Source organism: Nitrospira sp. (assembly GCA_024760525.1).
Lineage (GTDB): Bacteria > Nitrospirota > Nitrospiria > Nitrospirales > Nitrospiraceae > Nitrospira_D.
Map to the genome: position 1 here is coordinate 1,235,257 of CP060499.1, position 21,007 is coordinate 1,256,263.

The window sequence follows — 21,007 nt, forward strand, 5'->3', positions numbered from 1 at the left end:
ATGATCGCTCGACTTATCGAAGGGAGTGCACGCAATCCGGTCCTCGTCATTCTCTGTGTATTAGTACTGGCAAGTTGGGGCCTGTGGGCCTTGTTTCAGGTCCCGCTGGATGCCATTCCCGATCTTTCGGATGTTCAGGTGATCGTCTACACCGAGTGGCAGGGGCGCAGCCCCACGCTTATTGAGGATCAAATTACCTACCCGGTCGTGACCTCTCTGCTCGCTGGACCTAAAGTCAAACGGGTCCGAGGTGTTTCGGAATACGGTGTTTCCTACGTGTATGTGATTTTTGAAGACCGGACTGATCTTTACTGGGCAAGAAGTCGTGTCCTCGAATATCTGCAGAAGCTTACCGGCAAGTTGCCGACAGGCGTGACGCCGACCCTGGGGCCGGATGCGACCGGTGTTGGGTGGGTCTATCAGTACGCGTTGGTGGACGAGTCGGGGGCGCACGACCTTGCACAGCTTAGGAGTCTGCAGGATTGGTATCTACGGTACCAACTGGAAAGTGTGCCTGGCGTGGCGGAAGTGTCGGCGATCGGTGGATTCGTCAAACAATACCAAATTGAAGTAGACCCCAATACGTTAGCGGCTTATCGGCTCCCGATTCAGAAGGTCATCGAAGCCGTCCGCAACAGCAACGCCGAGGTAAGCGGCCGAGTGTTGGAGATGGCCGGTACCGAGTACGTCATTCGAGGACGGGGCTATCTTCGGTCGGTTGATGAGATTGAGCTGATTCCCGTCGGCACGGATGGACGAGGTACGCCGATCCTGGTGCGTGACATCGGGAATGTCCAACTCGGGCCGGACCAGCGGCGGGGCATTGCCGAATTGGACGGCAAGGGCCAGACGGTCGGCGGCATCGTGATCATGCGGGCCGGAGAGAACGCGCTCACAGTGATCGAACGGCTCAAAGCCAGATTGAAAGACATTGCTCCCGCCTTGCCCGAGGGCATACGCATTGTTCCCACTTATGATCGGTCCGATCTTATTCATCGCGCGATCGCCGTCCTCCGCGAGAAGCTGGTTGAAGAAAGTGTGATAGTGAGTCTGATCGCACTGGTTTTTCTGTTTCACGTTCGAAGCGCCCTGGTGGCCATCCTCATTCTCCCAGTGGCAGTGCTGCTCGCTTTTATTCCGATGGCTTACTTGAAGATTACGTCCAACATCATGTCATTGGGCGGGATCGCCATCGCCATCGGAGCCATGGTTGATGCCGCGATCGTGATGGTCGAGAATGCCCATAAACGGTTGGAGCAATCTCCCTCAGGCAACCGGACGGAAATCATCATCGCTGCCGCAATAGCGGTCGGGCGGCCTCTGTTCTTTTCACTGCTGGTGATCGCTGTATCGTTCCTGCCGATTTTTTCCCTGGAAGCGCAGGAAGGACGGCTCTTCACGCCGTTGGCCTACACCAAGACCTTTTCAATGCTCTTTGCTACCGCGCTCTCGGTGACGTTGGCGCCCGTGCTGATGGTGTTGTTGATTCGTGGGAAGGTTCACCCTGAAGCCAAAAATCCTCTGAACCGGTGGCTCATTGCCCTGTATCGCCCCATCCTCTCAGGCGCCCTGCGAGTCCGGTGGCTGACCGTAGGCGTCGCTGTCGCGGCAGTGGCCGCTACGGTGCCGGTGTTCTCTCGACTCGGCGCGGAATTTATGCCGCCGCTGAACGAGGGCACCATCCTGTACATGCCGACCACCGTCCCGGGTCTTTCTATCCCCGAAGCGACGAAGGTCTTGCAGGTTCAGGATCAGTTGCTCACCACTTTCCCGGAAGTTGAACGGGTATTCGGCAAAATGGGGAAGGCTCCGACCGCCACCGATCCAGCCTTTGTAGGAATGGCTGAGATTACGGTTACCTTGAAACCGGAAGCGCAATGGCGACCTGGCATGACCTGGGACCGGTTGATTGATGAGATGGATGCCAAACTGCGCATCCCTGGCTTTCCGAACATCTGGTGGATGCCGATTCAGACTCGCACGGAAATGATCACGACCGGTGTCCGAAGTCCGGTGGGAATCAAAGTGCTGGGGCCGGACTTGAAGACAATCGAGCGAATCGGTCTAGAGATCGAGCAGGCCTTGGCGACTGTTCCGGGTACCAAAAGCGCCTTTGCCGAACGGTTGAACGAAGGCTATTACTTGGATCTGATCGTCAATCGGGGTGAAGCGGCCCGCTATGGCCTGACGGTGGGAGACGTGCAAGCGGTGATCACTTCAGCCATTGGAGGAGAAACCGTGACGACCACGGTGGAGGGGCGTGAACGGTATCCGGTCAATGTTCGCTACAAGCGCGAGCTGCGCGACGATCCGGACCGGCTCAAGCGGGTGCTGATTCCCACGCCGACCGGCGCGCAGGTTCCCCTCAGTCAAATCGCGGAAATGGTAATCACGCAAGGGCCCCCGTCGATCGCAGATGAGGCGGGATCGCTCGCCGGACTCGTCTCGGTGTCGGTCAGCGGACGAGACTTGCGCGGCTATGTGCAGGACGCCCAACGGGCAGTCCGCGAACTAGTGACGCTCCCGTCCGGCTACCGGCTAATCTGGACCGGTCAGTACGAACACCTGGTGCGGGCGGAAGAGCGATTGAAGCTAGTGGTCCCGATGACATTGGCCGTGATTCTGTTGCTTTTGTACCTGAATTTTCGATCGCTCGCTAAAGCCCTGATCGTCCTCCTTTCCGTCCCCTTCGCCGTGATCGGAGCCATCTGGTATCTCCAATACCTGGGCTATAACCTCAGCGTGGCAGTCTGGGTGGGCATCATTGCGCTGGCTGGCGTGGCAGCTGAGACGGGGGTGGTGATGCTCGTCTATCTCGATGAAGTGTATGAGCGGCGTGTACGTGAAGGTCGCATGGCCACGGCGCAGGATCTCCGCGAAGCGATCATGGAGGGTGCGGTTCAACGCGTGCGACCCAAGATGATGACCGTCGCCGCAATCATGGGTGGGTTGCTCCCTATCATGTGGACAACCGGAACCGGCGCCGACGTGATGAAACGGATTGCGGCGCCGATGATCGGGGGGATGATTTCGTCGACGATCCTGACCTTATTAGTCATTCCCGCCATCTATGCCTTATGGCGTGGGCTTGGATTACCCAGACTCCTCACCCCATCTCCTGAAGTGACATCGGAATGAACTGGCAGATGTGGATGCTTTTGCTCTCCACGTTATATTGTGTGGGTTATGGAAGACGAGAAAAAGCAGCTACAGAACTCGATCCGAAAGCTGCAGACTATGGTATATTAGGGCACCATGTTAACGCTGAGACAGACAAATCTGTTGCTTATAGGGCTAGTTTTCCTGCTTGGAGTGCAACTCACGGGTCTCACCTGTCTGGATGAGTGGCAAGTTACTAACCACTCAATACAAGCTGAAATAGTGCGCGGTTCTGCCTCCCCTGAGGCGAGTGTGTTGGATCATGGATGTCCGTGTCATTTTGTATTCCAGTCGGTGTCCCTTACGGTTCCTGAGTCCCTGTCTCTTCTCACAGAGAACGTAAGCTCAACTTCCGCGCTATTCGTGCCGACTTTTATCGTGTTCCTCTTCCATCCTCCCCTCAGCGTCTAACACAACCAGCTGTTCGCACAAGGCAACAGGCGAGCATTGCCCGCACGGCGGACAATGAGAAAGCTTCATGCACTATGATCATGTGGCTTCTGACGTCTCTATCTGTATTGAGTGTATTGCACTCAGGATGCGGCCCAGCGATTGTCTAGTCTTACATGCACTGCGTACGGGCCATGGCCCATACAAGGTAGAGATGAGATGAAGGGAGTTCATCTTATGATGAGGATGCGAGGGTCCAATTGGGTGGGATTTGTGATGTTGGGGATCTTAATCATCGCTGCTGAGCCGATATGGCTGATCCTGGGGTTAGACACCCCGGAATTTGATAGCACGAAGATCCTGTGGGCCATTCCGATTGCAGCCTACGCCATTGTTGCGATCGTATTGTTAATACGAGGAGGTCCGGACCGCGACCTATCCTGATTCCTGGTTTTGCGATGAGGCGAATAGACGCTCTAAGAGCGTGAGGATGAAAGGAGCTAATTTCATGCTGGAGATGCGCTGGTGGAATTGGGTGGGGGTCGCGATGTTTGTGATCCTCCTCTTTAGTTATGTGCCGGTATCGCAGTTCGTGTCGTCGGACACCGAGAACATCAAGTGGGTTGTAGCCTACGTCATCGTTGCCACTTTACTGTTAATAAAGGGAGAGGACAGATCGTGACGAAGCCTCTTGCAATAAGCACTTATTCTGCTAATCCGTCAATCGATGCATGCACTGGGCTAACCAGTGGTTGAAATAAGTTGGAGTAAGTATGGTCGATCACGAGGCGCAGTGTCATTCATGTGATGAGCAGGAAGAATTCGGTGAGCTGCTCAAGTATACCGGAGCAGGATTCGCAGGTGGACTCATTACCGGCGCGGTACTTGATCATTTTGGATTCCAGCAAAGTGCACTCGGTCAATCCCTCGTTCGCACGCTTTCCGGAGAAGGAGAAAGCCTGTTTGAAGGTATCTATGCCATCCGGCGACGCATTCGAGCTTCAGCGGGGTCAATGGCCGAGGCGTATGGGTGGGGAAAGCTGTCTGGGATGGTGCTTCCGTGGGTCATCGATTGGGGAAGCCGAATGATCGGAATCGATGTCTACGGAGTGCAAGGTTTTTACATCCCATACTTTTACGCCTTGAGCGACCAATTTGGGGCGAATGTCGCCGGTGTCGTCTTCCTTCGAAAAAAAGTAGGGGCATGGGGAGGAGCGCTGAGCGAATACGTCAGACACCCCGTCATGCTGAGTAGCGCAGCAATTATTCTCGTGGTCCCCACTGGCCTCCTAACCGCGAGGCTGTTGGGGTTCAGTCCTACAACACAAACCTTAACGGCCATCGAGACAATTGTTGCGAATCTCTGTTGGTTACCGCCGCTTATCGGTTGGGTGATGCGCAAGTAACTGTCCTCACAAGTAAGGAGGAGTTGTCATGGTACATCCGTTGCTACGAGCTTTGCTTTTTGCAGGAGTCCTCATGCCGGTCCTCCTCACCGGCACAGTGGTCCTGGCGCAAGTTCAAGAGAGTCGTTCCTATCGATTAGAGGAAATGATCGGCGTGGCCCTACAGAACAACCCTGGTTTACAGGAAGCGGCCAGCCTCGTCATGCGGGGACGCGGGATTCGAACAACCGCTTCGGCCTATCCCAATCCATCCATTGATGGAACTTTCGGACCCGGTAGAACCCGCGAGTCTCTCGGAAATACTCAGTTCTTCGAGCGTGGCGTAACGGTGAGTCAACCGCTGGAGTGGCCCGGTATGCGCCAAGCCCGTCAGCGGGCGGCCGAGGCGGGATTGGCCGGATTTGAGGCGAGCGCCGATGCGACTCGGTTAAATGTCCTTGCTGATGTCAAAATTGCCTTTTACCAACTACTTCTCGCCCAGCGCAATGCGCAATTGATCACGGAAGCTCTTGCTATCGTGCAGGACTTCCACCGCAGCGTCAAAGCTCGCGTAGATGCTGGGCAGGCGAGACCTTTTGAGACCCTGAAAGCAAATGTAGAAGTTCAAAAGGTCGGCAATGATTTAAATCACGCTCAACACACCTTGGTTGTCGCGCGGTCTCGACTAAATGCGCTAACCGGTGGTGTGCTCGGCAAAAACTTCAATGTCCAAGGTGACTTCGTATCATCTCGACCAGAATTGTACCTCGAAGACTTAATTGCCAGCGCCCTACAACAGCATCCGACGGTTCATCGCGTCCAAAAAGAAATCGAACGGGCAGGGCACAGCGTTGTGCAGGAACGCCAATCTCTGATTCCTTTTGTCACGGTCTCCGGCCTGTTTCACCAGGAAGCGGCCGAGACGGCCTACCTGGCTCGCCTAAGTGTCCCCATACCGCTGTGGTATCGACGGCAGGGAGAAATCACGGTGGCCTTGTCGGCGAAGGAACGAGCTGAGGCAGAGCAAGTGAGGACACAAAATGATCTAGTCTCAGCGATTACCGAATCTGTGGAGGAAGCCCACGCGGCACAGGACCAGCTCGACGTGTTTGAGAAAGGGTTATTGAAACAGGCTGAAGAGACGTTACGGATCGCAAAGATTAGTTTTCAGCAAGGCGCGGCGAGCCTTCTTGAGTTCATTGATGCCCAACGAGTGCATCGACAGATGTTACTTGAGTATGCCCAGGCTCGGGCGAATCTCTCCGTCGAACTGGCGCGGTTGGAACGTTGGACGGGGGAACTGCGATGAGCTGGTCTCGCTTCCGGTCACGAACGCGCATCGAAGCGATTTGCAGCCTGCTCATCTTTCTTGCCGTGGGCTGTAATGAGGGTCGTGTAGAGCAGCCATCGCCGAACGCAACAGCGGAGGCAGAGAAATTACGGGCGCGTCATGAGAGCAGTGAGTCACATCAAATGACAGTTCCACCTGAGGCACTCACAGGACAAGCTTTTCAGACAACCGTCATCGAACGCCGGCCCTTTCGTGATGAGATCACGGCCACAGCCACGATCAAGCCTAACGAATACCGTCTGGCGCATCTGAGTCCTCGCATTGAAGGCCGGGTCATCGAGGTCAAGGCGGTGCTGGGTCAACACGTCAAGTCAGGACAAGTCTTGGCCCTCCTGGACAGCATCGAACTGGGCCAAAAGAAATCCGACTTTCTTCAGGCGAAGACGAGCCATGATGTGGATATGCGAAACTATGTTCGGGAAGAGGGGCTGTACAAAGAACAGATTACCTCGGAGAAGGAATTCCTGGACGCGAAGGGACGCCATGAAAAGAGCCTCGCCGCCTATCGCGCAACCCATGAGGCGTTACGCCTCATCGGCCTGTCCGAGGAAGACATCAAGCGCCTCGATTGGAGTGCCAAGGAGCAACCCCTCTCTTATTTCCCTTTGGTCTCTTCCTTGAACGGAACCGTCATCGAACGGACGATCGCGTTGGGAGAATTAATCAATCCGAAGGATACGGCCTTTACGATTGTCGACTTGGCTACCGTGTGGATCATCCTTGATGTCTATGAACAGAATCTTGCGGCTGTTCGAGTGGGAGCCGATGTGGAGATTACGGTGGATGCCCTTCCTGGCGAAATCTTCCAGGGAACAATCGTCTATCTCAGTGACGTCATGAATCCCGCGACCCGCACGGTCGATGCGCGCATCGAAATACCAAATCCCCAGCGTCGCCTCAGGCCTGGGATGTTTGCCAGAGCTGCGGTCATCTTGCCGGGCCGCGGCAATGATACGCTCGTCGCCCCGCTGGATGCTCTTCACCAGGTAAACGACAAGACCGTGGCGTTTGTGGAAAAGAAACCAGGCACGTATGAGGCGAGGCAGGTAACCGTGGGACGGCGATCACCGCCGTATGGCGAGATTCGCTCGGGCTTACGTGAGGGGGAAAAGGTCGTGACGACTGGGGCTTTCTATCTCAAATCAATCTTACTGAAAGAACAGGTAGGTGGAGGAGGTTAGCGGCTGATGCCACTAGGAGACCACCTGTTATGCTGAATCGAGTCCTCGAATTTTCGCTGGCAAACCGCTTTGTGATTCTGGTGTTTGCCCTTCTCATCGTCATCAGCGGCGTCTATGCCATGCGGCAGCTGCCGATTGATGCCGTTCCGGACGTAACACCGAACCAAGTCCAGATCCTCACGAATGGGCCTGGCCTTTCCCCGGTCGAGGTCGAGCAATTCATTACCTTCCCGGTCGAGACTGCGATGTCCGGATTGCCTGGTATCACCCTGATCCGGTCTGTCTCCCGGTTCGGGCTCTCGGCAGTGACCATCTATTTTGACGAGGGAATGGACATCTACTTTTGTCGGCGCCTGGTGATGGAACGATTGCCTCGGGCCCGCGAAGCGATCGGACCGCGTTTTGGTAACCCCGAGCTAGGACCAATTTCAACGGGATTGGGCGAGATCTTCCAGTTCGAGGTCAAAGGAAATGGCTATTCCCTCATGGAGCGGCGGACAATTCTCGATTGGGATATTGCCTTTAAGCTCCGCTCCGTTCCCGGGGTGGTGGAAGTCAACACCTACGGTGGAGAGTTGCAGACTTACGAAGTGCAACTCGATGCCGCCAAATTAGTCTCCTACAAAATCCCACTCGAACAAGTCTTCCGGGCGCTCGAGCAGAACAATGCTAATTCCGGTGGAGGTTATATCGAACATGCCCAAGAGCAGTATTTAATTCGGGGTGAAGGTCTTGTGCAAACATTGGAGGACATCGACAACATCATCGTGGCGACCGGGCATAACGGAACGCCGATATATATCCGGAATTTGGGCAAGACGCGGTTTGCTCCTATGGTCCGGCAAGGCGCCGTCACACGCGATGGTCGTGGCGAGGTGGTTACGGGCATCGTCATGATGCTCATTGGTGAGAATGGACGCGTTGTCGTGGACCGGGTGAAAACCAAGCTGCAGCAGATCGAGAAAACCTTGCCGCCCGGTGTGACCATCGAGCCCTATTACGATCGCACCGATTTGGTCAGAAAAACGATTAACACTGTCAGTACCAATTTGACCGAGGGCGCATTACTGGTGATCGCCGTGCTGTTTCTCATTCTGGGAAATCTCCGGGCCGGCCTTATCGTCACCGCCGCCATCCCGCTTTCCATGCTGGTGGCGTTCACCGGGATGCTGACCGCCGACATCTCGGGCAACCTGATGAGTCTTGGCGCGATCGACTTCGGCCTGATTGTGGACGCGTCCGTCGTCATGATTGAGAACACCCTCCGGCATCTTGCCGGACGACGACAAGCCATCGACAGTAACCCGCACCTGTCGGAGGTCGACACGCGGGTGGTAATTCTCGAAGCCGGCCGAGAAGTGCTGCGCCCGATCGTGTTTGCGGTGGGCATCATTATCATCGTCTACCTGCCGATCCTGAGTCTGCAAGGGATTGAAGGAAAGATGTTTCGCCCGATGGCCGTGACCGTCATCTTTGCGCTCGTGGGGTCTCTAGTGCTGATCTTGACCGTCACGCCGGTGCTGGCAAGTCTGTTCCTTAGCCAAGGCGTGAAAGAGGAGGAGACCTGGATCATTCGTCAGGCCAAGCGATGGTATCGCCCATTTCTCGCAAAGACGATGCGGCGCCCGGCTATCGCCGGAAGCCTTGCCGCTGCGCTGTTTGCCACCAGCCTCGGCGTAGCCGCCTTTCTTGGCGCAGAGTTTATTCCGACGCTCGATGAAGGCACCATCGCCCTGCAAGCATGGCGGCTGCCGAGCGTCTCTTTAGAGGAATCAGTTCGGACCACGACCCGCATTGAGCAGGTCCTCAAAGAGTTTCCAGAAGTGGCCACAGTTGTATCGAGAACTGGACGAGCAGAAATCGCGACCGATCCAATGGGTGTCGAGGTTAGCGACATCTATCTCATTATGAAGCCCGATTCGCAGCGGACGAGCGCGAGCACGAAGGATGATTTAATTGATGCGATCAACGGGGCATTGGCTAAGGCTGTTCCAGGGAACACGTTTAGTTATTCTCAGCCGATTGAGCTCAGGGTCCAGGAATTAATCGCGGGAGTGCGCTCCGATATTGCCATTACCATTTTCGGTGAAGATATGGAGACTCTGCGCCGCCTTGGTGATCAGGTCGTCCGGGTGGTCTCAGAGGTCCCCGGAGCGTCAGACACCAAGGCTGAGCAGGTGGCCGGCATGCCTTACCACGTGGTAGCCATCGACCGCGAAAAGATCGCTCGCTATGGCATCAATGTTGAGCAGATTTTGGATACCGTCACAACGCTGGGCGGACGGACGGTCGGACAAGTCGTGCAGGGGAATCGCCGGTTTTTCATGCAAGTGCGGTTTAGTCCTGAAGACCGGAAGAATCTCGAGCGTATTCTGGATATTCGCATCGCCGATGCAGAAGGTCGCCTCATCCCACTGAGGCAACTGGCGGATATTCGTACCGAAACCGGTCTGGCGCAAATCAGCCGGGAAAACATTCAACGGCGGCTGGCCGTCGAAACTAATGTGCGCGGGCGAGACCTCGCCGGATTTGTTGGCGCAGCGCAGAACGCGGTGGCCCGTCACGTGCCCCTGCCGCCTGGGTATTGGATTGAATGGGGTGGTGAATTTGAAAATCTGCAGCGCGCGTCTGCTCGGCTCGCGATTGTCGTACCGATCACGCTGTTTCTTATCTTCGTCCTCTTGTACACAACTTTCAATAGTCTCAGGCCGGCGCTGCTCATCTATCTTAATGTGCCACTGGCGGCAACCGGAGGCATTCTGGCGTTGGTATTCCGTGGCATGCCTTTTTCGATCTCCGCAGGAGTCGGGTTCATTGCACTCTTCGGCGTGGCGGTTCTCAATGGTGTCGTGTTGATGTCCTACATTTTAGATCTGCGAAAGCAGGGGCGCTCGGCGGAAGACGCAGCCTATGAAGGGGCGTTGGTCCGCATGCGGCCGGTCTTGATGACCGCGCTGGTAGCCAGCTTGGGATTCGTACCCATGGCTCTCTCAACCTCTGCTGGCGCGGAAGTGCAACGTCCACTCGCCACTGTGGTGATTGGCGGACTTGTGACATCGACAGCGCTCACGCTTCTCGTCCTTCCGACGCTGTACGTCTGGGAAGAACGACTTCGAAAAGCATGGACCCAGCGAAAAGGGAGAAGCCAAAGAGATACCGTGCCCAATAGACCGAGTTTCTAGCGTGAAGAAAATAAGTGAATGACAGGGGGTTGACTTCTTATTGTATGTCTATTATTCTGGAAATATGGAAAACAATGAAGCCGTAGCTGCTTTTGACGCTCTTTCGCAGGAAACCCGTTTGAGGGTGTTCCGTTTGCTGGTTGAGCATGGAAGAGACGGTGCACCCGCCGGAACGTTAAGCGAGACGCTCGGCATCCCGCATAACACGCTGTCCTTCCATTTATCGCACATGAGCCATGCGGGCCTTGTCCAATCGCGGCGCGAAGGCCGCTCCATTATTTACAGGGCCAATTTTGAGTTCTTCACCGACCTCATCCGTTACATGGTGAAGGATTGTTGCCGCATGGAGTTTGCCAGTATTCGCGAGGATAAGAAACGGGGCTGTTCCGTTATTGAGATGCCCAGCTGTTGTCCACCTGTTACCAAGGGGGAAAAATCATGAAACGTCTTCATATCCATATCGGTGTTGAAAATATCGGGCAAGCCATTCCCTTCTACAGTGCCCTCTTTGGCGCGAAGCCAGTTAAGACTAAGCCGGACTATGCGAAATGGCTGCTCGATGACCCCCGTGTGAATTTTGCGATTTCGACCCGCGCTAGTAAGAAGGGCGTTGACCATTTAGGCATTCAAGTTGATGACAATGGTGAGTTGGATGAATTACGCGGACGGTTGAAAAGCGCAGCGTTGCCCGTATTCGATGAAGGTGAAACGGTCTGTTGCTATGCCAAGTCCGATAAAACATGGGTGCAAGACCCTGCGGGCGTGGCATGGGAAACCTACCGAACGATGGAAGATGCACAGATTTTTGCAGAGAAATCCGTGAGCGCCGAAAGTGCCTGCTGCACCCCGGAGACGATGGGCACGCCCAATTGCTGTGAACCTTCCGAGAAAACAGCGGGATGTTGCGGCTGATGGAAAATCCTCCGCTCAAAGTGCTGGTGCTGTGTACGGGAAATTCCTGCCGCTCCATTATGGCCGAAGCCCTGATTAATCATCTCGGCCAAGGCCACTATCAGGCGTGGAGTGCCGGAACCATGCCAGCGCGTTATGTTCACCCGAAGTCGATTGACACTCTACAACGCCATGGTATCAATCCCGGGAATCCAAGCAGTAAGTCAGTGGATGAAGTGGCTTGGCAATCCTACAATCTCATCATCACGGTCTGCGACCAAGCCGCCGGAGAAAGCTGTCCACTATTCCCCGGCAAGGCCAAGAAACTGCACTGGAGCACGCCCGACCCGGCGAAAGCTACCGGATCCGAGACCGAAAAAGACGCGGCGTTTGATCAGGCGTTCGTCATGCTCAAGAACCGTATTGAGGAATTACTAAAATGACGGCACCCACGAGCAAACAACTCAATCTCTTTGAGCGATATCTCACCCTCTGGGTCGCTGGCTGCATGGCGGCGGGGGTTTTCCTTGGGAAGGCCTTCCCTGATGTCGTTCAGACCTTCCGAAGCCTGGAATTCGGAGAAGGAAGCCACATCAATTTCCCTATGGCCATGTTGATCTGGCTGATGATCATTCCGATGATGATGAAGGTGGACTTTGCCTCCGTGCGCAATGTCGGCAAGCGGCCGAAGGGCTTGGCCGTGACGTTGGTGATCAACTGGCTAGTGAAGCCGTTCTCGATGGCCTTCTTCGCGTGGCTGTTCTTTCGCTACATCTTTTCCGTTTGGGTCACTCCGGGGGAAGCTGACCAATATATCGCGGGTTCGATCATCCTGGCTGCAGCGCCCTGTACCGCAATGGTGTTCGTCTGGAGTTATCTGACGGACGGCGATCCCGGCTACACCTTGGTTCAGGTAGCAGTCAACGATCTCATTATGCTTGTCCTCTTCGCGCCGATCGTCGGGTTTCTGGTCAGCGGCGCGTCATCGCTCAGCGTTCCGTTTGAAGTCCTCTTCTATTCAGTCCTTGCGTTCATTGTGATCCCGTTGACCATCGGCATTGCAGCGCGGATGTGGTTCATCGGTCAGTACGGAAAAGAATGGTTCGAAGTGAACATAATAGGCCGGTTCGGCCCCGTCACCATTGTGGCATTGCTGCTCACCCTGGTGCTGATATTCGCCTTTCAGGCGGAGAATATTACCGGGAAACTCTGGCATGTCCTCTTGATCGCCATTCCGATTTTGCTCCAGGTCTACTTAAATGCGTCGCTGGCCTATGGGTCGATGAAATGGCTCAAGGTGCCGTATTCGGTGGCGGCTCCGGGTGCCTTGATTGGGGCCAGCAATTTCTTTGAATTGGCCGTCGCCACGGCGATCGCGCTCTTTGGTGCTGAGTCCGGTGCCGCCCTGGTGACAGTGGTCGGCGTGCTGGTGGAAGTGCCAGTGATGCTCTCCATCTGTCGGGTCTGCAACCAGACGCGGCATTGGTTCCCCGCAGAGTCTCAAGAGAGAGACGGCCAGCCTTCACAACTCGTTCACGCTCGCGAGCCGGCCACGCTCCAGTAAGTCAACTCGGGTCTCCCTCACACATCAACTTTTATGCATGATGAAAGGAGGTTGCAATGAACAGAGCAATTACCTGGTCCGGTCTGGGGTGTGTCGCCATTCTTGGGGCGTTTATTTCCAACAGTTCTCCGGTCTATGCCGATAACGTGGTCACGCTCGACCCCGGTTTGAAGGCCTACGTCAAGGTCAGCGGGGTGTCCGGCAATGTCAACAGCATCGGCTCGGATACGCTCAATAATCTGATGACCCTCTGGGCCGAAGGATTTCGCAAACAATATCCCAGCGTTAAAATTCAGATCGAAGGCAAGGGTTCGAGCACCGCTCCACCGGCATTGATCGAAGGCACGGCGCAGTTTGGGCCGATGTCCCGCTCGATGAAAAATACCGAGATCGATGCCTTCGAAAAGAAACACAGATATAAACCCACCGCGATCCCCGTCGCCATTGATGCGCTTGCGGTCTACGTCAACAAGGACAATCCGATACAGGGACTCACGATGGCGCAAGTCGATGCGATCTTCTCCAAGAGCCGCCGCTGGGGCCACGATGGCAACATTCGGATGTGGAAAGAGGCCGGCTTTGCTGACGGGCTGGGCGATAGTCCGATCAGTATCTATGGACGGAATTCCGCCTCTGGTACCTATGGATTCTTCAAGGAACATGCCCTCAAAAACGGGGATTTCAAGGACGAAGTAAAAGAACAGCCGGGCTCAGCCTCCGTGGTCCAAGGTATAAGTGAAGACCAGGCGGGTATCGGCTATAGTGGTATAGGATATCTCACCTCGAACGTCCGCACCGTTCCACTGGCAGAGAAGGACGGCATGCCGTTTCAAGAGGCCAGCCAACAAAACGCGGATAATGGATCCTATCCGCTCTGGCGTCATCTCTATATCTATGTTAACAAAGCGCCGAATAAACCTCTGGATCCGATCGTCAGAGAGTTCGTCAAATTCATCTATAGCAAAGAAGGGCAACAGGTGGTGATCAAGGACGGGTTTTTCCCACTGAAAGCCGAGATCATCGAGAAAGAACTGAAGAAACTTGATTAGCGCGTGGTGCCCGCTATGGGACGATGATATCTCCCTCGCCCCTTATGGCGAGGGAGAATATCGAGAATCTGTCCCTGGCTCATTACCATGACCAGCGTGAAGACCTACCCCACATCGACACCTTAGCACAGCCATAGGCTCCAGCTACTGCCGCGTCTTTAACTGCAACCACGCTGCAGCAGTCCGGACGAAGCGAGTCCCACCCGGCGGAAGGCCTGGGGACACTGGAAACATCAGCCGGGTGCGAGTCGCTCGTCCAACTCGTTGAACCACCGATGCCACCGTTCCAAGTTTCCCGGACCAGCATCGCTTCAAGCCAGCCCCAGGCATCTGAGGATTTTCAGAGCTGATCCCAGCGTAATGGTCGACCGTTTCTGTTCGAAATCATTAACCGTCGGGCCGCTGACACCCGCCAGCACGGCAAGCTTCTTCTGGCTTAATTTCTGTTCCTTGCGGCGCCTTACTGCTTCTTCGACAAGGCCTTGCCAATCAAGGCGAAGGTTCCGTTCCATCGTTTGTCCATGTGTGAGAATATTTCATCTTTTATCGAATTGCTGTCGATCTTGCTCTTCGCGATGGCCTCCCTGGCGGCCTGCCGGCGTCGATCCAGCTGACCCGTTGCCATCGCCATAGCGTCTGTGGATAAACCGAACTCCTGACCCAATCGGATCAGTGTCTGCGGCTTCAAATTCACTATCGAAATATTTGTAGCACCGCCGATCGATAGCGCAATGGTCTTATACCCATACAAGACTGCCGATACGGCGTCGTACGCGGGTGACAATCGCAAGCCGGCATCGGTATGGAACATGGCGAAGTTCTTTAGATGCATGTCGGTGTTGCCGAGCAGAACCCCGGCGAGGATGCGCAAGTAGAGCCTGTAGATCTCGGCGGGCAGGCAGCCCGGCGTCTGCCGAAGGAAATCCGCCATGCTTTGGTGGCTTCCGCTGTATTTTGCCTCGGAAGGGTTGCCCAGCAGCTGGTTAAACTCCTCGAAATGTATCCGTTGGCCGTCCGCCGTCCGGTCAAAACGCTTGATGATGAGCACCTGATCAGTAAAACCCTCAATGCGTCCCATGTACAGATCAACAATGCTGTCGTCGGGCAGCAGCGCCTTGAGCGCCATCGTCGTCAGGTATTCATTGGCCGTCAGGTCCTCATGACGCGGCGACGGGAATTTCCCGATATGCGTGCTCAATTCCCTCGCGCGCGCCGGCCTGAATTTTCCATCCTCCTCGATGAGGGCCAACTTGGGCTGGATACCCGAGAGCGATGCCCGCCCGGCCATGACCGCCATGTCCATGGGGTTGTCAGGTTGGATGGTGCCGCGCTCCTGCGGTTCCGGATCGATCACGGAGACGGCGCCAGCGCAGTCCTGCCCGAAAGCCAACAGCAATTCAAAGCGCGAGGCCCGGCGCTTGGCCAGTAGGCGCGTCTGCGCTTCTTCCAGCCAGCCTTCTGCGACCAGGTTGTCAAAGAATGGCGGCAGCCCGGACTCCGATATCACGGGCTCTGTCTGAAGAGGAAGAGTATGCGCTATGGACGGCTGACCAGAGGAAAGGTAACTTTCATGGTAGGTAAAAGAAGTCCGATCTCCTGGTTCCTGGCGCAGGATTCCTGCGAAGTGGTCCTTATAATAGATGTTTCCCCAAAGTGAGTTTGCCATGGTAAATTATAATTTACCATGAATGAATTTAATTAAAAAGGGTAAACTATATTTTACTGATGATAAGTTATTGATATATTGGTAAACTAAAGTTTACCACATCGGATTCAAGGGGGAGAGAGGAAGATGGTTAACGGTTGTCGAGACTGCGATCATGCCGTCGATGAGTAAGAAGACCAGTAGAGGAAGGATTGCCAATATGAAAATGTTCATCAATCAAATTCCAAGCACATAAGCATAAACCCTACGTGTTCCCGGCGTGTTCTCTTCACAGCACAACTGGCCCAAATTCCCCTGAATTGGGCTGACCAGAACTGAGTCGAAAAAAAGCAAAACGCCTCTCCTACAGATGGGTTTCACTGTTCTAACAAGGAGATGTGAGGGAAGGTCGGAAGGGCTTAGGAAACCGCTGCTCTATCCAACTGAGCTACGGGGGCATGGCCGTAGTTTCAATGGTTTGCGACTTCCTGTCAACCCCGATTGTACCCTCCATTTCGGTTTCAGCCTCCTGTTCCCATAGATAGCCTTCTCTGTATGGCTAGCCTACCGAGATTCACTCCGCCATTCGCCGTGATTTGACTTGGCCCTCATGACCATGGTTTCGTACCGCCGCTGATCAGCGGATCAGCAACGCCAAAGGAACCGGGTGAATACCTGTCAGGGCGAAGGGTCCCAACCGTGAGCGATGAGGAGGGCATGGCAAATGGAAGATCGTACATCGAGTGACTCGGTGGTCAGCAGGAGACAGGTTCTGCAAACGATCGTGTCAGGCGTGGTGGTAGGCATTGCCACTCAGGCGGGGAGCGAGCTGGTTTTTCCTCGACCAAGCTACGCTCAAAGCAATCTGAGTCCGGACGAAGCTCTGGAGAAATTGCTCGTAGGGAATCAGCGTACAGTCGCGAATCAACTGACCTCGCTCGAACACGACCTCGCTATTCTGAGAGAGCATACGGTCGACAAACAGGAGCCATTCGCCGGGATTCTTGCCTGCGCCGATTCTCGTGTGCCTGTCGAACTCGTGTTCGATCAAACGATCGGCCGACTATTTGTCACTCGAGTGGCTGGAAATATGGTCACGCCTGAGGTGATTGCCGGACTCGAATATGGAGTTGCCGTTCTCGGGATCAAAGTGCTGCTGGTCCTCGGTCATAGTGGATGCGGAGCGGTCAAGGCGGCGATGAAAACTACACCTGTACCCGGGCAAATCAGCGCTCTGTACCAACACCTTCAGCCGGGAGTGGCGCGGTCCGGCGGCAACATCGATGCGGCAATTGAAGCCAATGCGCGGATTCAGGCAGAGTTGCTGCGCATGTCTTCTCCCGTGATCCGGGATGCGATCAAAGCCGGAAGTCTCAGGGTAGAAGCTGCGGTGTACGATCTTGCCACCGGCAAAGTTTCGATGAGGTGATTGCACGGCGCATGTCCGCCATAGTGTGTCGCTGCAGAAGCCCTCGTCTTGTTTAGGAAACCGCTGCTCCATCCAACTGAGCTACGGGGGCATGGCCGAACGGTAAGGCGCTGACAGTCGGATTGGAAGGGGAGAGGTGGTCTGCGCCGGGGGCCTCAAAATGCTCCACATAAGCGGGCATAGGGTCCAACGAGAGTTCTTCCGTTATGACGTTGCCCTGCGCTTCATGTACACGGATGCAACGGGTGCTCATCGAACGCAATGCGGTAAACAGCCGATGAGCCGGAGTCATCGGCCTTGGAACGGAAGGGCAGGGGCAGAGCAGCGAAACTCCCTGCCGCGTCAAGTGGCGCACCGATTCGATCATCCGGTCCGCCAGCCGGTCGGCCTCGTTGTCCGTCAAACCGTCTACGGACAGCGTTTCAAGTAGGCCGGAGATGACCGCCGTATTGGCTTGATAGCGCTCCAAGGCACCGGCCAAACACTGGGACAGCAGGCGTTCCAATTGCCGTGCGCTGAAGGCGCGCGCCACATGGATCATGCCAAGTGCTTTCCGAGTCTGCTGCCGACGGCTGCGAGCCAATTTCCCTATAAGCAGCGCATCGAATGTGTGGGCTCCATCCAGATACACGATTGGACGCCCGGACAGGGCACGATCGACGAGAACCTGTACGGCGATTCTTGAGGCGACCGGATGACCGTACAACACGGTCAGTCGATCGGATGGATTGAGTACAATCGCATGGTTGACCGAATTCCTCGCTGTTTCTCCCACGGATGTTGACCGTGACGCGCGCCGGTCACGGAGATGCTCCATGCCGGCAGTCGGCAACCGTAGCGCGCTACTTCTTGTTGCTTCTGCGCCGCTCATACCGGGGTGTTCTCCTATCCGCAGCACCCGCCGGAAAAGACTTGTCGCTGCCGGTACGCATTCCAACAGGAGGCGCACAGCTGGACGGTGGAGTGGGTCAGGCTATCGATGGATTCCACCCGCTGCTCGACGATCATTCCGCAATCGGAGCAGGGACCTGTCGTCACGGATGATGATTTACGCTCTTGGACCATCATGAAGCACCACCTTCGTATTCGAACGCACACGTTGATTGCAGACGGTCGACATAAACTCGTTTCCCTGTCTGAATCTCATCATGCTCCGAAAACGCCCAATCAGTGAGCCGGCATGGGGTTTCTGCAGTCCCCACTGCATTGTCCGTAGCCGGGTATCCAACGCGGCCACCGTCCTTTCCAAATCCATCAACCGGTCTTTCGTGATGACTGTGTGTTCGATCGCGTCCATCGCTCCCTCCTTTCGGTTCCCTACACGGCACAATGGCGAATGACGCCGATGACAAGCCCTTCGATGTGAAACTCATCGGATGGCCGGACGATGATCGGCTGCATCGTTTCATTGGCCGGGTGCAGTTCAATACGCGAATCCATCTTAAAATACGTCTTGATCGTGGCTTCGCGATTCACCAAGGCGACGACGGTTTGCCCGTTTTTAGCCGTGCTCTGTTTACGCACGACCACCAGATCGCCGGACAAAATCCCGTCATCTTTCATGGACTCGCCCTTCACCTTTAATGCGAAGGTCTCACCGCCCCGCAACATACTTGGCGGCACGTCCACGAGTTCCGATTGCGGCACCGGGTCGATGGGGGAACCGGCTGCAACCAGACCGGCCATCGGAATCGCCGTCTGCTGTCGTAATTGATCCAGCACAACTGACACAACACCGGGAATCTTCCGCATCCCTGCTTCATACCGCGCGACGGATACCCGCGTGGTGTGCAATGCCTCCGCAAGTTGCTGCTGCGTGAGGCCTAGTTCTTCTCGAAGGCGTTTGAGGTCCTGCGCTTTCATCGTGTAACCATTGGTAACATACCTATTTCCCCCTGTCAAGGGCTTATGTTTTAGGATATTCACGAAGACTGCTGTGTATAACTTCTTGACTTAAGAATGATTTCAACGTTACGAACTCTCTAACAATTTCGAAACATAGAATTAACCGACTTCTAAGGCTTTCCTTTCTGTGTACGCCGAAGACCACTAGATGTAGTGGCCCATTCCCATTTTCAATCAATGATTAAAAAATAGGCAAAAGGGTCTCTCCCCACGCATTCGGCTGATTCAGGCATCGCGAAGGCACTTGTTCACAGGCTTATCCACAGAAATTGGGGAGAGTGTGACCGTCAGTTGAATCAGGGGAGATTGCGTGATGAGAAGCTGAAGAAGAAATCAGCAGCGATGGCGACATGCCAAGCTCCGCTTACCCGCCTCAACCAGCGGGTAAGCGGAGCGTTATGCCGACCTCTATCGCAACGCAATACGTACGCGCCGTTACTTTCCGATCATCACTTCTGTGGCTTTGATGGCGACCATCACCGAGTCATTCACTTTCAACCCCATATTCTTCACGGAGCCTTCCGTGATGGCCGCAACAAACTCGAGTGTGCCGACCTTCACCGTTACTTCGGCCATCGCTTGTCCTTCTGTGATGCGACTGACGGTGCCTTGGAACTGATTGCGCGCGCTAAGTTTCATCATCTGTCCTCCTTTGATGAGTAAAGAATCGTCGTAGCTCCTCCTCGTACCGTATCAGCCTCTCATGGGAAAAGGATGTGCGTTCGGTAAGAATTTTTCGCTAGTTTGTACGGGATCAATCGGCTTTGTAAGTCAAGACAGTCGGGACGAGGTGGTTCGAATGGAGCCGTTTAGTCTTTCACGATCATGACCTCGGTCGCTTTGACTAAGGCGATCGCGGTGTCTCCGAGGCGGAGACCGAGTTCGTCCAGCGCATCACGAGTGATCACGGCGGTGATTTTGTGGGAACCAATGTCGACGTCGATCTGTGCCATAATCGCGTCCCGCTTGATTCCGGTCACCCTGCCGACGAGCTTATTTCGCCCACTGACATCATCAGCACCGGACGACTTTTTACCAAGCCACCGGTCGAGCAACGATTTTGTAAATCGATAGCGTCCCCCAATCTTCGCGGTCTCAATTTTACCCTCCCAGATATATCGATAGAATGTCGGCAATGTCAGCCGAACATATCGTGCCGCTTCCTTGGCGGTTAGCACGTCACCCAGCATTCTTTTCGCCATCGTTGGTTCCTATCATTGAATTGACTGCACTGGAGCCTGCCTAGCCTTGAGAGGGTCTTCCACTGAAGTGGCCTCGACGGATCTTTGGTTCTGTAGTCCTGCATCCACATTCGCCGGTCCCGTATTGTCAATGTGGTCCGTATACGGGCGCCTCGTGCCCGAGAGGAGCCGCTCTCTGACCGGGAAATAGCTCAATCCTCTGAGGATCCACGACGATATTGACTGAATCCCAGGTTCGGGCGGAAGTCGTGGAACCCAAGACCGGCACCGAGCTGGCCAGAGCCCAGCTTTCGCCATGAACTTTTGCCGTGACGGTTTGCCCTTCCACAAGCGGCTTTATCAGCACAATGCGACCGTACCAGCGGTTCAGCCGCTGTCTGCTCCGACGAAATAATCCGGCCTCGAGCCGAACGGCCTCAGCCGGAATCTTGGCGATGACCGGCTGTCCGGGGAAAAAGCAACGGTCATCGTCGAGTGCCAGCGTGATGCGCATGTCGACTCGCCGTCCCGCGCGGATGCGTACCGTGGGGTGAAGAAGACCCACCTGTTGGGAATGAACGATTCCTTTCACTAGGGTGACCATGGAATCGGCGAGGAGCATGCTGCCCTTCGGATGATCAGAAACTCTCTCGCCGGAGATGGGGTCATGATTCATGATCGGACCTCCGATCGAA

At 55.1% G+C, this 21,007-nt stretch carries 22 protein-coding genes; 13 read left to right on the top strand and 9 right to left on the bottom strand.

Annotation, left to right across the window (positions count from 1 at the left end; genetic code table 11):
* From H8K04_05865 to H8K04_05920, 12 genes are all read left to right on the top strand, one after another.
* Window positions 1–3,138, top strand: coding sequence for an efflux RND transporter permease subunit (locus tag H8K04_05865; GenBank protein ID UVT17077.1), 3,138 nt, complete (start codon window positions 1–3; stop codon window positions 3,136–3,138).
* 648 nt (window positions 3,139–3,786) lie between these two features.
* On the top strand, window positions 3,787–3,993 hold the full coding sequence (locus tag H8K04_05870; GenBank protein UVT17078.1) for a hypothetical protein: 207 nt from the start codon (window positions 3,787–3,789) through the stop codon (window positions 3,991–3,993).
* A gap of 46 nt (window positions 3,994–4,039) precedes the next feature.
* Entirely contained in the window at window positions 4,040–4,231 is a 192-nt protein-coding gene (locus H8K04_05875) for a hypothetical protein (protein UVT17079.1), read from the top strand.
* Window positions 4,232–4,322: 91 nt separating this feature from the next.
* On the top strand, window positions 4,323–4,955 hold the full coding sequence (locus H8K04_05880) for a hypothetical protein (protein UVT17080.1): 633 nt from the start codon (window positions 4,323–4,325) through the stop codon (window positions 4,953–4,955).
* Window positions 4,956–5,028: 73 nt separating this feature from the next.
* A complete protein-coding gene (locus H8K04_05885; protein ID UVT17081.1) occupies window positions 5,029–6,243 on the top strand; it encodes a TolC family protein in 1,215 nt (404 codons plus the stop codon).
* Between the two features lie 164 nt (window positions 6,244–6,407).
* Window positions 6,408–7,466: an efflux RND transporter periplasmic adaptor subunit gene (locus tag H8K04_05890; GenBank protein UVT17082.1), complete on the top strand. Its 1,059-nt coding sequence runs from the start codon at window positions 6,408–6,410 to the stop codon at window positions 7,464–7,466.
* 29 nt (window positions 7,467–7,495) lie between these two features.
* On the top strand, window positions 7,496–10,648 hold the full coding sequence (locus H8K04_05895) for an efflux RND transporter permease subunit (GenBank protein ID UVT17083.1): 3,153 nt from the start codon (window positions 7,496–7,498) through the stop codon (window positions 10,646–10,648).
* Between the two features lie 64 nt (window positions 10,649–10,712).
* Window positions 10,713–11,090 (top strand): helix-turn-helix transcriptional regulator, encoded by a 378-nt coding sequence (locus tag H8K04_05900; protein ID UVT17084.1) that lies wholly within the window; start codon window positions 10,713–10,715, stop codon window positions 11,088–11,090.
* Window positions 11,087–11,560: a VOC family protein gene (locus tag H8K04_05905; GenBank protein ID UVT17085.1), complete on the top strand. Its 474-nt coding sequence runs from the start codon at window positions 11,087–11,089 to the stop codon at window positions 11,558–11,560. Before H8K04_05900 ends, H8K04_05905 begins: the two co-directional genes overlap by 4 nt.
* Window positions 11,560–11,982 (top strand): arsenate reductase ArsC, encoded by a 423-nt coding sequence (locus tag H8K04_05910; protein UVT17086.1) that lies wholly within the window; start codon window positions 11,560–11,562, stop codon window positions 11,980–11,982. The genes H8K04_05905 and H8K04_05910 overlap by 1 nt, the downstream gene beginning before the upstream one ends.
* Entirely contained in the window at window positions 11,979–13,103 is a 1,125-nt protein-coding gene (gene arsB, locus H8K04_05915; GenBank protein UVT17087.1) for an ACR3 family arsenite efflux transporter, read from the top strand. Before H8K04_05910 ends, arsB begins: the two co-directional genes overlap by 4 nt.
* Window positions 13,104–13,159: 56 nt before the next feature.
* Window positions 13,160–14,152, top strand: coding sequence for a phosphate ABC transporter substrate-binding protein (locus H8K04_05920; GenBank protein ID UVT17088.1), 993 nt, complete (start codon window positions 13,160–13,162; stop codon window positions 14,150–14,152).
* A gap of 311 nt (window positions 14,153–14,463) precedes the next feature.
* Here the strand turns inward: H8K04_05920 and H8K04_05925 are convergent, their stop codons facing one another.
* Together H8K04_05925 and H8K04_05930 are read right to left on the bottom strand one after the other, a co-directional pair.
* Window positions 14,464–14,664 carry a helix-turn-helix transcriptional regulator gene (locus H8K04_05925; GenBank protein ID UVT17089.1) on the bottom strand — a complete coding sequence of 67 codons (201 nt, stop codon included), beginning with the start codon at window positions 14,662–14,664 and terminating at the stop codon, window positions 14,464–14,466.
* Entirely contained in the window at window positions 14,613–15,818 is a 1,206-nt protein-coding gene (locus tag H8K04_05930; GenBank protein ID UVT17090.1) for a HipA domain-containing protein, read from the bottom strand. The genes H8K04_05925 and H8K04_05930 overlap by 52 nt, the downstream gene beginning before the upstream one ends.
* A 703-nt stretch (window positions 15,819–16,521) precedes the next feature.
* On the opposite strand from H8K04_05930, the gene H8K04_05935 reads away from it, so the two are divergent.
* Window positions 16,522–17,226: a carbonic anhydrase gene (locus H8K04_05935; GenBank protein UVT17091.1), complete on the top strand. Its 705-nt coding sequence runs from the start codon at window positions 16,522–16,524 to the stop codon at window positions 17,224–17,226.
* Between the two features lie 52 nt (window positions 17,227–17,278).
* Here the strand turns inward: H8K04_05935 and H8K04_05940 are convergent, their stop codons facing one another.
* The 7 genes from H8K04_05940 to H8K04_05970 all read right to left on the bottom strand — a co-directional run bounded on the left by H8K04_05940 (window position 17,279) and on the right by H8K04_05970 (window position 20,988).
* Window positions 17,279–18,097: a hypothetical protein gene (locus tag H8K04_05940; GenBank protein UVT17092.1), complete on the bottom strand. Its 819-nt coding sequence runs from the start codon at window positions 18,095–18,097 to the stop codon at window positions 17,279–17,281.
* Window positions 18,098–18,111: 14 nt separating this feature from the next.
* Window positions 18,112–18,294: a hypothetical protein gene (locus H8K04_05945; protein ID UVT17093.1), complete on the bottom strand. Its 183-nt coding sequence runs from the start codon at window positions 18,292–18,294 to the stop codon at window positions 18,112–18,114.
* Entirely contained in the window at window positions 18,275–18,523 is a 249-nt protein-coding gene (locus H8K04_05950; GenBank protein ID UVT17094.1) for a hypothetical protein, read from the bottom strand. The genes H8K04_05945 and H8K04_05950 overlap by 20 nt, the downstream gene beginning before the upstream one ends.
* A gap of 20 nt (window positions 18,524–18,543) precedes the next feature.
* Window positions 18,544–19,089: a repressor LexA gene (gene lexA, locus H8K04_05955; protein ID UVT17095.1), complete on the bottom strand. Its 546-nt coding sequence runs from the start codon at window positions 19,087–19,089 to the stop codon at window positions 18,544–18,546.
* A gap of 477 nt (window positions 19,090–19,566) precedes the next feature.
* On the bottom strand, window positions 19,567–19,770 hold the full coding sequence (locus tag H8K04_05960; GenBank protein ID UVT17878.1) for a TOBE domain-containing protein: 204 nt from the start codon (window positions 19,768–19,770) through the stop codon (window positions 19,567–19,569).
* A gap of 170 nt (window positions 19,771–19,940) precedes the next feature.
* The gene (locus H8K04_05965; protein UVT17096.1) at window positions 19,941–20,333 is read right to left on the bottom strand and encodes a TOBE domain-containing protein; all 393 of its coding nucleotides are present in this window, start codon (window positions 20,331–20,333) and stop codon (window positions 19,941–19,943) included.
* A gap of 127 nt (window positions 20,334–20,460) precedes the next feature.
* Window positions 20,461–20,988 (bottom strand): hypothetical protein, encoded by a 528-nt coding sequence (locus tag H8K04_05970; protein UVT17097.1) that lies wholly within the window; start codon window positions 20,986–20,988, stop codon window positions 20,461–20,463.
* Window positions 20,989–21,007 lie beyond the last annotated feature (19 nt).

Bases quoted from the DNA above. Each gene is read 5' to 3' on its own strand.
- H8K04_05930 (UVT17090.1), bottom strand. From the start codon at position 15,818: ATGGCAAACTCACTTTGGGGAAACATCTATTATAAGGACCACTTCGCA.
- lexA (UVT17095.1), bottom strand. From the start codon at position 19,089: ATGAAAGCGCAGGACCTCAAACGCCTTCGAGAAGAACTAGGCCTCACG.
- H8K04_05940 (UVT17092.1), bottom strand. From the start codon at position 18,097: ATGAGCGGCGCAGAAGCAACAAGAAGTAGCGCGCTACGGTTGCCGACT.
- H8K04_05875 (UVT17079.1), top strand. From the start codon at position 4,040: ATGAAAGGAGCTAATTTCATGCTGGAGATGCGCTGGTGGAATTGGGTG.
- H8K04_05960 (UVT17878.1), bottom strand. From the start codon at position 19,770: ATGAAACTTAGCGCGCGCAATCAGTTCCAAGGCACCGTCAGTCGCATC.
- H8K04_05885 (UVT17081.1), top strand. From the start codon at position 5,029: ATGCCGGTCCTCCTCACCGGCACAGTGGTCCTGGCGCAAGTTCAAGAG.
- H8K04_05945 (UVT17093.1), bottom strand. From the start codon at position 18,294: ATGATGGTCCAAGAGCGTAAATCATCATCCGTGACGACAGGTCCCTGC.
- H8K04_05880 (UVT17080.1), top strand. From the start codon at position 4,323: ATGGTCGATCACGAGGCGCAGTGTCATTCATGTGATGAGCAGGAAGAA.
- H8K04_05895 (UVT17083.1), top strand. From the start codon at position 7,496: ATGCTGAATCGAGTCCTCGAATTTTCGCTGGCAAACCGCTTTGTGATT.
- H8K04_05970 (UVT17097.1), bottom strand. From the start codon at position 20,988: ATGAATCATGACCCCATCTCCGGCGAGAGAGTTTCTGATCATCCGAAG.
- H8K04_05950 (UVT17094.1), bottom strand. From the start codon at position 18,523: ATGGACGCGATCGAACACACAGTCATCACGAAAGACCGGTTGATGGAT.
- H8K04_05870 (UVT17078.1), top strand. From the start codon at position 3,787: ATGATGAGGATGCGAGGGTCCAATTGGGTGGGATTTGTGATGTTGGGG.
- H8K04_05905 (UVT17085.1), top strand. From the start codon at position 11,087: ATGAAACGTCTTCATATCCATATCGGTGTTGAAAATATCGGGCAAGCC.
- arsB (UVT17087.1), top strand. From the start codon at position 11,979: ATGACGGCACCCACGAGCAAACAACTCAATCTCTTTGAGCGATATCTC.
- H8K04_05935 (UVT17091.1), top strand. From the start codon at position 16,522: ATGGAAGATCGTACATCGAGTGACTCGGTGGTCAGCAGGAGACAGGTT.
- H8K04_05920 (UVT17088.1), top strand. From the start codon at position 13,160: ATGAACAGAGCAATTACCTGGTCCGGTCTGGGGTGTGTCGCCATTCTT.
- H8K04_05910 (UVT17086.1), top strand. From the start codon at position 11,560: ATGGAAAATCCTCCGCTCAAAGTGCTGGTGCTGTGTACGGGAAATTCC.
- H8K04_05900 (UVT17084.1), top strand. From the start codon at position 10,713: ATGGAAAACAATGAAGCCGTAGCTGCTTTTGACGCTCTTTCGCAGGAA.
- H8K04_05890 (UVT17082.1), top strand. From the start codon at position 6,408: ATGACAGTTCCACCTGAGGCACTCACAGGACAAGCTTTTCAGACAACC.
- H8K04_05865 (UVT17077.1), top strand. From the start codon at position 1: ATGATCGCTCGACTTATCGAAGGGAGTGCACGCAATCCGGTCCTCGTC.
- H8K04_05925 (UVT17089.1), bottom strand. From the start codon at position 14,664: ATGGAACGGAACCTTCGCCTTGATTGGCAAGGCCTTGTCGAAGAAGCA.
- H8K04_05965 (UVT17096.1), bottom strand. From the start codon at position 20,333: ATGGCGAAAAGAATGCTGGGTGACGTGCTAACCGCCAAGGAAGCGGCA.